The organism is Sutcliffiella halmapala (assembly GCF_050107295.1).
GTDB classification, from domain to species: Bacteria; Bacillota; Bacilli; order Bacillales; family Bacillaceae_I; genus Sutcliffiella_A; species Sutcliffiella_A halmapala_A.
The window spans coordinates 204,541-217,515 of sequence record NZ_JBNIKR010000004.1; the positions used below are offsets into that span (position 1 = coordinate 204,541).

A 12,975-nucleotide genomic window follows, 5' to 3' on the forward strand; every position below is an offset into this window, starting at 1 on the left:
ATGTCAGAAGAACTAGTGATGATGAAGCAGCAAGTAAATAATCCGAATGAAGCAATTGCTCTATTTGGCAACCAAGATGTTCATCTAAAAAGAATTGAAGAAGAACTGAAGGTTTCCATCGTAACAAGAGGAGAAGCCGTGAATATTTCAGGAGAACTTTCTGATGTGGAAATGGTGGACAATGTCCTGCAGAACCTTTTGCTGGTTATAAGAAAAGGAATTACGATTTCCGAGCGTGATGTGGTGTATGCCATCCAGCTTGCGCGCGAAGGTAAAATGGATTCCTTCCAAGATCTTTATGAAGAGGAATTGACAAAGAACGTTAAGGGTAAGTCCATCCGTGTAAAAACATTGGGTCAAAGGCAGTATGTATCTGCCATCAAGAAAAAGGATCTGGTGTTCGGGATTGGCCCTGCTGGTACGGGGAAAACATATCTTGCGGTGGTCATGGCCGTCATGGCCCTGAAAAATGGACAGGTTAAACGTATCATCCTTACTCGTCCGGCTGTTGAAGCAGGAGAGAGCCTAGGTTTCCTGCCGGGAGACCTGAAGGAAAAGGTGGATCCATATCTGCGTCCGTTATACGATGCACTGCACGATGTTTTTGGATCGGAACATACGCAACGTTTAATTGAACGGGGAACAATCGAGATTGCTCCTTTGGCATATATGAGAGGGAGAACCCTTGATGATGCATTTGTCATACTCGACGAAGCACAAAACACAACACCTGCACAAATGAAAATGTTTTTAACCAGACTTGGATTCGGCTCCAAAATGGTGATTACCGGGGACATCTCCCAGGTGGATCTGCCTAAGGGGATGAAGTCCGGTTTGAATGTGGTTAGAGAAATCTTGAAAAACACCTCAGGCATACAATTTATTGAGCTTGAGCAGTCGGATGTGGTCCGTCACCCACTTGTGGCTCGCATCATTTCAGCATATGAAAAATTGGAAGAAAATAAATAGCCCCTCTAATGGGGCTCTTTCGCTTGAAAGAGGGATAAGTCTTGGTTTTATGTAGTGCCAGATTGATTCGGCTACGCTTTTCTATTGTCTAGCTCCGCCGGCTTGGCCCTCGAGGTCATAAGCCATTTTTCCACCAGAGGTAAAACCCAACCTCTTGCGGAAAACTGTCTTATGCTTGTCGGGCCAGAGCGAGCCGGCTACGCTTTTCTAAAAAGGGGGGAGAATATGAAGAAGAAACGTCCATTAAATTTGGGTAAATCCTTTCAGCAGTTGAGAGGGTTCAAATTTTACCATATAGTCATTTACTGTTTACTGGGTGTCATCATGTTCGGTCTGATGTACAGTAATGTAAAACCGGATGAAATAAATGTAAGCATTTTCTCTAACGCTGAAAAAACAATTGTGGCTCCACACAATTTTGAGGATAGGGAAGCTACTGCCATGCTACAAAGGGAAAAAGCGGACGCTGTAGAGGACCAGTACATTCATGATCGTGAAAAAGTCATTCAACAAGCGGAACGTGTACATAAGGTTTTTGATGTGGTGGAAGAAGTACAGGTAGAGATACAAGCATTGGAAAAGCAGCCTGAAGAAACCACGACAGAAGAAACGGAAGAAGCCGAGGAGGAACAGGTTGCAGAGCCTGTTACACTTACGGATGAAGAGAAGCTTTCTTTGCTTAAAGAAAAATTGGTGGGACAAGTTACAGATGATTGGAAAGAAGCGATTGCCAATGAGGAATACTTGATGCTTCTTAAAATGAACAAAGCAGATCTTACAACATTAAGAAATGCGACTGTTACTGCTATCAATAATGCGATGTCAAAAACAATCCGCCTTGAAGCCGATGTGAAAGAAGCTAAAAATGATGCCGTCCAAGAAATGCAAGTGTACGGAAATCTTCCCATGAATGTGAGGAATATCGGAATTTCGCTAGCAAATATGGCCATTATTCCAAATGTTATCTATGATTCAGAATTGACGCAGGATCTAAGACGACAAGCCGAAGATTCGGTAGAACCGGTGCGCATCTCCCAAGGAGATACTATCGTGAAAGCGGGACAATTTGTGGATCGGGAAAAATTCAGGATCCTTGAAGCTGCAGGCCTTGTTAATCAATCCAATTCCATTACCCCGTATATTGGGCTTGGAATTATCATTTCATTGATGGTGACTGCATTGGCTTACCTATTCAGGAGAATTGACACGAGCATCCATAGTAAGAATACCTACTTGACCATGTATCTACTCGTGTTTTCCATCACGTTATTATTATTGAAAATCTTCAGCTTGTTCCAGACTCTTAATGCAACGGAAATCGGCTTTATTGCACCGGTAGCAATGGGGGCCATGCTGATAAAGATGTTAATAGATGACAGGATAGCGATCATTTCAGGTATTATTTTCGGGATATGTGGAAGTCTCATATTTAATACAGTCCCAGGAGCTATGAATTATACGGTAGGGGCTTATCTGATCATTTCAGCAATAGCTTCCGTCCTGTTCCTTAATCAGCATAATCGCCGTCTGACGATTCTCCAGACAGGGCTATTTGTGTCCCTGATCAATGTGATTACGGTCATTGCAATGATGCTGCTGACAAACCGTGATCTCTCAGGAGTCAGTCAATGGCTGGAAATTGGTACGCACAGCACCATGGCAATTGGATCTGGAGTCGTATCAGCAGTACTGACAATAGGGATTTTGCCGTTTTTTGAAGTAGGTTTCGGCATGCTTTCCACCATGAAACTGTTGGAATTGTCTAATCCTAATCATCCATTGTTAAGAAAGATTTTGATGGAAACACCAGGAACGTATCACCATAGTGTCATGGTCGCCAACCTCTCTGAATCAGCATGTGAAGCGGTGGGGGCAAATGGGCTGTTGGCAAGGGTGGCGGCGTATTATCATGACATCGGAAAAACAAGAAGACCGCATTATTTTATCGAAAATCAAATGGGTCGCAGTAATCCACATGATAAATTGCCACCGCAAACCAGCAGGAATATCATTGTGGCACACGCTACCGACGGAGCTCAAATATTGCGCGAGCATAATATGCCGAAAGAAATTGTGGATATTGCTGCCGAGCATCATGGCACCACTTTATTGAAATTCTTCTACCATAAAGCGAAAGAGAAGAATGAAGATATCAGGGAAGAGGAATACCGATACCCTGGCCCGAAAGCTACAACAAGAGAAGCGGCCATTGTTGGGACTGCTGACAGCATTGAAGCAGCAGTAAGATCCCTGAACAATCCGACACCAGATAAAATCGAGAGCATCGTAAAAGCTATTATCAGTGACCGGTTACAGGACGGGCAATATAGTGACTGCTCCCTGACCTTCAGAGAGCTGGAGACGGTTGGACAATCTTTCTGTGAAACCCTCCAGGGAATTTTTCATTCTCGAATAGAATATCCGGATGCCACCAAGAAAAAGGGAGATGATGAATGATGCTGGAAATAGATATGATGGATGAAACTACGGAAATATCAGATGAGCAATGGAAGGATATAGAGCAGCTGCTTCAATTTGCAGCGAAAAAAGAAGAGATAACTCCAGGCGCAGAGCTTTCTGTTACTTTTGTTGATAATGAAAAAATAAGGGAAATCAATCGTGATTATCGCAATAAGGACCAGGCTACGGATGTCATTTCTTTTGCAATGGAAGAAATGGGAGAAGGGGAAATGGAGATCATCTATGAAGAGGATGCACCAAGAATGCTTGGAGATATCATCATTTCGGTTCCAAAGGCAATGGAGCAGGCGGAGGAATATGGCCATTCAATGAAAAGGGAGCTTGGTTTTCTTGCGCTCCATGGACTACTCCACCTTCTGGGCTACGACCATGAAACCGAAGCGCAAGAAAAGGAAATGTTCGATAAACAAAGGGAAATTCTTGACGCCTATGGACTCAAAAGAGCGGAATAAGAAGGGTTATAGGAGCTCTTTCGCAAAAAGCTTTACCTATGCGTGGAGTGGATTGATGTTCGTCCTCCGAACAGAGAGGAATATCAAAATTCACGTCGGTATAGCTTTTTGCGTGATAGCGCTCTCCCTATTCTTGAATATATCCAAAGTGGAATGGCTCATCCTTTTTATGGTCATTGGAGGTATTCTCGTCATTGAAATACTCAATACTGCAATAGAGAATGTGGTGGACCTTGTAACGGAGGAATATCATCCTTTGGCAAAAATTGCAAAGGATGTAGCGGCTTCGGCTGCGCTGGTATTTGCTTTTATCTCTGTTATAATAGGAATACTCTTATTCTCGCCTTATTTGTGGGCTGTTATTAAATAAATTGAAAATTTTAAATTTTTATTTAATTTTAACGTGATTTACCACGTGAATTAAGGTAAAATAAAAGTAACGCGAACCCTGAAGCTTATAGTAGAAAGGAAGAACAATATTGAACATCGAAGCTTTGATCCAAGAAGCAAAAGCAGCAAGAGAATTAGCCTATGTACCATACTCCAAATTTAAAGTTGGTGCAGCCCTACTAGGAAAAGACGGAAATGTCTATCGCGGATGCAATATTGAAAATGCCGCTTACAGTATGTGCAATTGTGCAGAACGTACGGCATTATTTAAAGCGTATTCAGAAGGTCAGAAAGAGTTTGACGCAATTGCAGTTGTAGCTGATACTCGCCGCCCTGTGCCCCCTTGTGGAGCCTGTCGCCAAGTTATCTCTGAATTATGTGCACCTGAAATGAAAGTCATCTTAACCAACCTTCACGGTGATGTACAGGAATTGACTGTAGCTGAATTGCTGCCAGGAGCTTTTTCGCCGGAGGACTTAAATGCTTAATACCAATACAAACTACAAATCAGGTTTTGTTTCCATTATTGGCAGACCGAATGTAGGAAAATCGACATTTTTAAACAGGGTCATCGGACAAAAAATTGCCATTATGAGCGACAAACCTCAAACGACCCGTAATAAAATACAAGGTGTATTTACTCAGGATGACGCACAGATTGTCTTCATCGACACCCCTGGTATCCATAAGCCCAAACATAAACTTGGCGATTTCATGATGAAAGTAGCCCAGAATACCCTGAAAGAAGTGGACCTCATCCTATTCATGATCAATGCAAAAGAAGGATTGGGTCGAGGCGATGAATTTATTATTGAGAAGCTGAAGGAAACAAGTACTCCAGTATACTTGGTCATAAATAAAATCGACGAGGTTCACCCTGACGAATTGCTTCCTTTAATGGAAACGTACAAATCTCTATTCAATTTCAAAGAGATCATTCCCATTTCTGCACTTCAAGGAAATAATGTTGAAACATTACTTGAGCAGATTAAGCAATTCTTGCCTGAGGGACCACAATACTACCCAGCTGACCAGGTGACAGACCATCCTGAACGATTCATTGTTTCAGAACTTATTCGGGAAAAGGTACTGCATTTAACGAGGGAAGAAGTGCCGCATAGCATTGCTGTTGCTATCGACTCGATGAAAAAGCGCGAACGTGGAGATATCGTGGATATTCAGGCAACGATTGTGGTGGAACGTGATTCTCAAAAAGGCATCGTCATCGGAAAACAAGGTAAGGTATTAAAAGAAGTGGGACAAAAAGCAAGAATGGATATTGAAGCGCTCCTCGGCTCAAAAGTTTTCCTCGAGCTATGGGTAAAAGTCCAGAAAGACTGGCGCAACAAGCAATCCCAGCTAAGAGACTTCGGCTTTAATGCGGATGAATATTAATCAGAAATAAAAGTGTTATTATTAACTATGCTAGCTGTTGATTGGAGCAATAGGCGAAGACTCCGGCGGGTGTTGCGATTAGTGGAGACCCCGCAGGCGAAGCCGAGGAGGCTCTCGCAAGCCCCTTGGGTCGCTGCGCCTAGTGCGGAAATCAACAGCGGTGTTACACAGAGCCGTTAATACTAAAGCCATTTGGCAAACAGTTACTTATTCAAACCTTATGGGAAATAAAAGGCAAGCATATACGCAGCACTTAACTTTGCAGGAAATTTACATTATTTATCTAACATGTTTTGGCCCTTGAACGGTCATCATAGTCATATAGGAATTGGAATAAGTATGCTGGTCTTTACTACAGAAAGGGTGGGGTTTACAATGTTGGATTTTACCTGGAAAGTGTTTAAAGAAACAGGTAATATTGATACCTATCTTCTTTTTAAAGAGCTTGAAAAGGAGAATGTCGATATACCCGAACAATCAGAAGAGCTGGCGAATCAAGACTTACCAATTTCATGACGATGATGACTACCCGATAAAGGCAATCTACCCTTGTAGATTGCCTTTTTGCATATAGGTCTATACAATTGATAAAGACAGGATTATCAGTGCGGGATGGTGTACGAATTGCTACATAAGTGTGAAGGGATAGTTATCAGAACAAATGCCTACGGGGAAAACAATAAAATTGTGACTTTGTATACGAAGGAATTGGGGAAAGTGGGTGTAATGGCAAGAGGGGCCAATAAACCGAGCAGCCGGTTGACGGCAGTTTCCCAGCTGTTTTCACATGGCACTTATGTATTCCAGAAAGGCACCGGCCTTGGAAGTCTACAGCAGGGAGATATTATGGAGTCGATGCGGGCCATAAGGGAAGATATATTCCTGACCGCCTATTGCTCATTTGTGGTGGAACTCATGGACCGTGTTACAGAAGAAAGAAACCGCAACCCTCATCTATACGACCTACTTTACCTGACTCTACACTATATCAATGATGGAATGGATGCAGAAATATTAACGTTCATTTATCAGATGAAAATGCTCGATGTGATCGGAATAACACCTGAATTGAATAAATGTGCTTCCTGTGCAAGCACGGAAGGTACATTTGCTTTTTCAATCAAGGAAGGGGGCTTTATTTGTCATCGCTGCTTTCATAAGGACCCATATCTTATAAAGGCATCACCAGCAGCTTTAAGGCTTTTGAGAACCTTTTATTATTACGATCTGCATCGAATAGGGAATCTGTCTCTTAAAGAGGAGACTCGAGCTGAGCTGCGTCTGATCATTGATGAATATTACGAGGCATATTCAGGGATAATGTTAAAATCCAAACGGTTCCTTAAACAGATTGGTACGTTAAAAGTAAATCTTGATAAAAAATAGCGGTGATACATTGACTTTGTGAAAAAAATCATTTATTATCCTATTACGTTCATAATGATTGCGGTGAAGGAAAGTAGTACCTGTCGCCCTCTAATAAAGCGAACCTAGGATAGTGGAAGCTAGGGATTAGAGAGATGGAGAAGGCATTCTGGAGCAATACGGATAAAGTGGTAAAGGGCTGACCCTTTACAAATAGGGTGGAACCGCGGGAAAACCTCTCGTCCCTATGCTGATGAAAGTTGGCATAGAGATGGGAGGTTTTTTCTATTTTCATCTCTTGGTCAACATGAAAATAAGAATTGGAGGGAAATGAAAATGAACATTCAAAATATGATTTTAACACTGCAAAATCATTGGTCCGAACAGGGCTGCATTTTGATGCAGGCCTATGATGTCGAAAAGGGTGCCGGAACGATGAGCCCTTATACTTTCCTTAGAAGTATTGGTCCAGAGCCGTGGAATGTGGCTTATGTAGAGCCTTCCCGTAGACCGGTAGATGGTAGATACGGGGAAAATCCGAACAGACTGTATCAGCATCATCAATTCCAGGTGATCATGAAGCCCTCACCTGATAATATTCAGGAGCTTTATCTGGAATCCCTTAAAAAGCTAGGGATCGACCCGTTAAAACACGATATCCGTTTCGTGGAAGATAACTGGGAGGCTCCAACACTCGGTGCAGCTGGACTGGGCTGGGAGGTTTGGTTGGATGGAATGGAAATCACTCAATTCACGTATTTCCAACAGGTAGGCGGCTTGGAGTGTAAGCCGGTATCTGTAGAAATCACATACGGTATCGAGCGTTTGGCTTCGTATATTCAGGATAAGGAAAATGTTTTTGATCTGGAGTGGACAGAAGGCTTTACGGTCCGTGACATCTTCCTTCAACCGGAATACGAGCATTCCAAATATACATTTGAAACGTCTGACCCTGACATGCTATTCAATCTTTTTGATATCTATGAAAAGGAAGCACATCGTCAAATGGACCATGGACTCGTGCATCCTGCCTATGACTATGTTTTGAAATGCTCCCATACCTTTAACCAATTGGATGCCAGAGGCGCGATCTCTGTAACAGAGCGTACCGGCTATATTGGACGTGTTCGTAATCTCGCAAGGAAAGTAGCGAAAACGTTCTATGATGAAAGAGAGAAACTAGGTTTTCCAATTTTGAATAAGGAGGAGAACACAAATGAGTAAACGGGATTTTTTAATTGAAATCGGACTAGAAGAAATGCCTGCTCGCTTTGTGACAGACTCGATGAACCAACTGGAAGCGAAAGTGAAGGAATGGTTGATGGCCAATCAATTGGAATTCGGTTATGTTCACGTTTATTCCACGCCACGTCGTTTGGCTCTGCTGGTAGAAGACCTGGTGGAAAAGCAGGAGGATGTTACTGTTGAAGCAAAAGGTCCTGCAAAGAAAGTTGCCCAGAATGAGGATGGGGAATGGTCCAAAGCGGCACAAGGCTTTACAAGGGGTCAAGGTCTGACTGTAGATGATATCTACTTCAAAGAAATCAACGGCGTGGAATATGCACACGTACAAAAGCATGTCGTAGGGAAAGAAACAAAAGAGATCCTTGAAACGATCGTTCCTGTTCTTACTGGCCTGCATTTCCCGAAAAACATGCGTTGGGGCAGTGAAGTGCTGCGCTATGTTCGTCCAATCAAGTGGCTGGTCGCCTTATTCGGTGACGAGATCATTCCCATGAAAATCACCAGTGTGGAGTCCGGAAGAGTGTCAACCGGTCACCGTTTCCTAGGAGGGCAAGTGGAGTTGAAGGAAGCAGCGAGCTATGTGGATGCCCTTCTTTCCCATTACGTCATTGTAAATGCTTTTGAGCGAAAAGAAGCGATCAGACAGCAACTGTCCATCATCGGAGAGGAAAATGGCTGGGAAATCCCCGTGGATGAGGACCTGCTTGAAGAAGTAAACAACCTGGTTGAGTATCCTACAGCACTATTCGGTACATTCGAGTCCGAGTATCTTTCCTTGCCGGAGGAAGTGTTGATTACATCCATGAAAGAGCATCAGCGATACTTCCCGGTGAAAAGCCAAGATGGAAAGCTACTTCCTTATTTTGTGACAGTCCGAAACGGGAACCACGAAAATCTGGATTTAGTAGCAAGAGGTAATGAAAAGGTGCTTCGTGCAAGACTATCAGATGCAGCCTTCTTTTCAAAGGAAGACGAAAAGCTTGTCATTGAAGACGCGGTAAGAAGACTAGATAAAATCGTTTTCCATGAAGAAATAGGAACAACTGGAGAAAAAGTAAAAAGAGTGCACAACTTTTCTCTTCAATTAGCAGATCTCCTTCAGGTGGATCAAGAGACTGTGAAGAATGTAAGCCGCGCAGCCTCCATCTATAAATTTGATTTGGTTTCACACATGGTATATGAATTCCCGGAACTGCAAGGTATCATGGGTGAGAAATATGCGACAGCGAAAGGGGAAAACCCGGTAGTGGCTCGTGCAATAAATGAGCATTATATGCCACGATCTGCCGATGATGATACTCCGAATTCCGATGTTGGAGCAATTCTAAGCATTGCGGAAAAATTGGATACAATAGTCGGTTTCTTTGCAATTGGTGTCATTCCAACAGGATCCCAGGACCCATATGCATTAAGACGCCAAGCATCCGGGATCATCCAGACGCTGATCAATAAAAAATGGCCGATTTCTGTTGAAGAACTGATCACTAAATTTGTCACTTATTATGAGGAACAGAATATCGGAAAGCGTACAAAAGAAGAAATTGCTGCCGAAGTGATTCAATTTTTCAAAATGCGCTTAAAGAATAACCTGTCAGAACGCGGAATTCGCTATGATATAGTGGATGCCATACTGGAGCTGCCTCTGCATGATATGAGTGCAAGCGTGAAAAAAGCGGAAGTTCTGGACTCTTCAAAAGCGGATGCGAAGTTCAAGGAAACGATGGAATCATTGAGCCGCGTTAGAAATATCGCCAAAAAGGCTACTAATAATGACGAGGTAAAAGAAGAACTTCTCATCGACGTGGAGGAACAACAACTTTACTCCTTGTTCAAAGAAAAAGAAGCAAAGGTACTTCAGGCTTCAGAATCCCAGGATTATACGGAGGTTTGGAAGGAGCTCGCTACCTTGAAACCGGCGATTGACGCCTTCTTCGACAATATCATGGTAATGACAGACAAGGAAGAAATCCGTAGCAACCGTCTTGCCTTAATGGCAAGTCTGTCTCGATTGATTTCTATTTTTGGAAATATAAACGTCATTATTGTAAAGTAATATCCTGAGACAAACGAAACATCCTGTGATAAAATAAGAAAATTGAAGAAAGAGGCTGACTAATAATAGCAAACATTATTTAGTCAGCCTCTTTCCATTTCTGTCGTATTTCAGTATAATTAGTATATAATATTTACATATAAAGTATGTCACAATTAGAAGCATTTCTAAGATAGGTGGTGAACGACAATAGAACTGAATAAACGGCAAGAACATATTTTACAGATTGTAAAAGACCAAGGACCTATCACCGGAGAAGCTATTGCAGATCAACTTAACCTGACGAGAGCAACACTGCGTCCCGACTTGGCCATTCTGACCATGGCAGGCTATCTGGATGCTAGGCCAAGAGTGGGGTATTTCTATACAGGAAAGACGGGATCCCAACTTCTGTCTGATAAAATCAATAAAATCCAGGTTCATGACCATTCATCGATTCCCGTCGTAGTTCATGAGAGCGTCTCGGTTTATGACGCAATCTGCACGATGTTTTTAGAGGATGTCGGAACACTTTTCGTGGTGGATAAATTTTCTATCATTGTGGGAGTGCTCTCCCGGAAAGACCTGTTGCGTGCAAGCATCGGGAAACAGGAGCTCACCTCCATCCCGGTTAATATCATCATGACAAGAATGCCGAATGTCACCTATTGTTTTAAAGAGGATCTGATTATCGATGTTGCACAGAAATTGATCGAAAAGCAGATTGATGCTCTTCCAGTCGTAAAGCAAACAGACAAAGGCTATGAAGTGGTCGGAAGAATTACGAAAACAAATATTACCAAGGTTCTTGTTGCTCTTGCGCATAACGAAATAATCTAGATTGGAGGAGAATCATGGAAAAGCGAACGGTATACATTCTTTCAGATTCAGTTGGAGAAACAGCAGAACTCGCAGTGAAGGCGGCAATCAGCCAGTTTAATGGAGCGAATTTCCATTTGAAAAGAATACCTTATGTGGAGGATATCGCAACCATCACAGAAGTAATTTCCATAGCAAAAATTAATCACGGACTTATCGCGTTCACCCTTGTTGTCCCTGAAATGAGGAAACACCTGATTTCCCTTGCCCAGAAGGAGGGGGTTCCGGTTTACGATATTATCGGTCCATTGGTCGACTTGATGGAACACGAATATAAAGTGAAGCCAAAGTATCAGCCAGGACTGGTGCGACAGCTGGATGATGATTATTTCAAGAAAATTGAAGCGGTTGAGTTTGCGGTAAAATATGATGACGGCCGTGATCCAAGAGGGATTATCAAAGCTGACATCGTATTGGTTGGAGTTTCCAGAACCTCCAAGACTCCGCTATCCCAATACCTGGCGCATAAACGACTGAAAGTAGCGAATGTGCCCATTGTCCCTGAAGTAGATCCTCCGGAAGAGCTGTACAAGGTTTCTCCTGAAAAGTGCTTCGGCCTGAAAATCAGTCCCGAAAAGCTGAATGACATCCGAAAAGAGCGTCTAAAGGCACTGGGATTGAACGATAAGGCAGCCTATGCCAATATGGAAAGAATTAAAGAAGAGCTTGCATTTTTTGAGACTGTCGTTAATAAAATAGGTTGTGAGGTAATCGACGTCACCAACAAAGCAGTAGAAGAAACAGCCAACCTCATCTCAAACATCTACAACAACCGGTTAAAGTAGATTGCCCTTTTTGGTTTTAATCCCCGTTAGGGCAGATTATTGATCTATACCGTCTGCAGCTGTTGATTGGAGCGCAAGTCGGAGACTCCGCGAGCATTTTCTTCGTGCGATGTATCGCTGCCGAAGCTTTCCTTGTCCTGCGGGAGAAGCGGAGTCGGAGAGACCCCGCAGGCGAAAGCCCGCGTGTCGCTGCTGGCTTGCGCGGAAATCAACAGCGGTGTTCGAGGAGAACAAATCATAATTATAAGAAGGAGCGCTTATACAAAGTGCTCTTTTTCTTCGGGGAAAACATGATTTTTTCGGATGTATTTTAGTGGTCAATTCAAAAGGTTTATATTATAATAAAAAATTGTGATAAAAAAATTCCCGTATAGGGTTTAGAGTTCCAGTTAATCGAATAAACTAAAACTAGCTATAAGTCAATAGCGAGGAGACAGTTTCGTTCGACAACCATAAAAAAACTAGCGAAAAAAGAAGGTTTTTGGGAAGGGATGTAGAAACCATTTAACATGCAAAATAATCGACAACCTATTATTTTGGTCGACGCAGATGCCTGTCCTGTTAAAGAAGAGATCAGTAGTATCGGTCATACATATCAATTGGACGTTTACTTTGTAGCATCCTACTCCCACGTAGTCAAAAACGAAATAAAAGGTACATGGGTATATGTGGATGATGAAAAGGAATCTGCAGATCTTTACATACTCAACCATGCAAGAAAAAATGATGTGGTGGTAACCCAGGATCAAGGGCTGGCCAGTATGTTGGTGTCGCGGAACGTTTATGTTCTATCTCCTCGTGGAAAACAATACGAAGAGAGCGAAATGGACATGATGCTTCACATGAGATTTTTATCGGCAAAAGAACGAAGAAAAGGAAACTATTCAAAAGGGCCTAAAGCGTTTTCTCAGCAGAACCGGGAAAACTTTGTGCATTCATTCAAAAAAACTTTGTCGAATATTGCAGGAATTCGGGAATAGAA

The 12,975-nt window shown here is 42.5% G+C and carries 13 protein-coding genes; all 13 read left to right on the forward strand.

What is annotated here, in order from left to right:
* On the forward strand, positions 1-969 hold the full coding sequence (locus ACQCT5_RS08580) for a PhoH family protein (RefSeq protein WP_386635941.1): 969 nt from the start codon (positions 1-3) through the stop codon (positions 967-969).
* A gap of 225 nt (positions 970-1,194) precedes the next feature.
* Positions 1,195-3,426 (forward strand): HD family phosphohydrolase, encoded by a 2,232-nt coding sequence (locus ACQCT5_RS08585; protein WP_499640914.1) that lies wholly within the window; start codon positions 1,195-1,197, stop codon positions 3,424-3,426.
* On the forward strand, positions 3,423-3,902 hold the full coding sequence (ybeY, locus tag ACQCT5_RS08590; protein ID WP_499640916.1) for an rRNA maturation RNase YbeY: 480 nt from the start codon (positions 3,423-3,425) through the stop codon (positions 3,900-3,902). The genes ACQCT5_RS08585 and ybeY overlap by 4 nt, the downstream gene beginning before the upstream one ends.
* Positions 3,880-4,272: a diacylglycerol kinase family protein gene (locus ACQCT5_RS08595; protein ID WP_499640918.1), complete on the forward strand. Its 393-nt coding sequence runs from the start codon at positions 3,880-3,882 to the stop codon at positions 4,270-4,272. Before ybeY ends, ACQCT5_RS08595 begins: the two co-directional genes overlap by 23 nt.
* Before the next feature lie 109 nt (positions 4,273-4,381).
* Positions 4,382-4,780, forward strand: coding sequence for a cytidine deaminase (locus ACQCT5_RS08600; protein ID WP_499640920.1), 399 nt, complete (start codon positions 4,382-4,384; stop codon positions 4,778-4,780).
* Positions 4,773-5,687, forward strand: coding sequence for a GTPase Era (era, locus tag ACQCT5_RS08605; protein WP_499640922.1), 915 nt, complete (start codon positions 4,773-4,775; stop codon positions 5,685-5,687). Before ACQCT5_RS08600 ends, era begins: the two co-directional genes overlap by 8 nt.
* A gap of 375 nt (positions 5,688-6,062) precedes the next feature.
* The gene (locus ACQCT5_RS08610; protein ID WP_499640924.1) at positions 6,063-6,203 is read left to right on the forward strand and encodes a YqzL family protein; all 141 of its coding nucleotides are present in this window, start codon (positions 6,063-6,065) and stop codon (positions 6,201-6,203) included.
* A gap of 108 nt (positions 6,204-6,311) precedes the next feature.
* A complete protein-coding gene (recO, locus tag ACQCT5_RS08615; protein ID WP_499640926.1) occupies positions 6,312-7,073 on the forward strand; it encodes a DNA repair protein RecO in 762 nt (253 codons plus the stop codon).
* Between the two features lie 315 nt (positions 7,074-7,388).
* Positions 7,389-8,276, forward strand: coding sequence for a glycine--tRNA ligase subunit alpha (gene glyQ / locus ACQCT5_RS08620; protein ID WP_224838459.1), 888 nt, complete (start codon positions 7,389-7,391; stop codon positions 8,274-8,276).
* Positions 8,269-10,350 (forward strand): glycine--tRNA ligase subunit beta, encoded by a 2,082-nt coding sequence (gene glyS, locus ACQCT5_RS08625; protein WP_499640929.1) that lies wholly within the window; start codon positions 8,269-8,271, stop codon positions 10,348-10,350. The genes glyQ and glyS overlap by 8 nt, the downstream gene beginning before the upstream one ends.
* Positions 10,351-10,539: 189 nt before the next feature.
* Complete coding sequence (ccpN, locus tag ACQCT5_RS08630; protein WP_499641180.1) at positions 10,540-11,169, forward strand: transcriptional regulator CcpN; 630 nt, start codon at positions 10,540-10,542, stop codon at positions 11,167-11,169.
* A 14-nt stretch (positions 11,170-11,183) separates the two neighbouring features.
* On the forward strand, positions 11,184-11,993 hold the full coding sequence (locus ACQCT5_RS08635; RefSeq protein WP_499640931.1) for a pyruvate, water dikinase regulatory protein: 810 nt from the start codon (positions 11,184-11,186) through the stop codon (positions 11,991-11,993).
* 509 nt (positions 11,994-12,502) lie between these two features.
* Entirely contained in the window at positions 12,503-12,973 is a 471-nt protein-coding gene (locus ACQCT5_RS08640; protein ID WP_499640933.1) for a YaiI/YqxD family protein, read from the forward strand.
* Positions 12,974-12,975 lie beyond the last annotated feature (2 nt).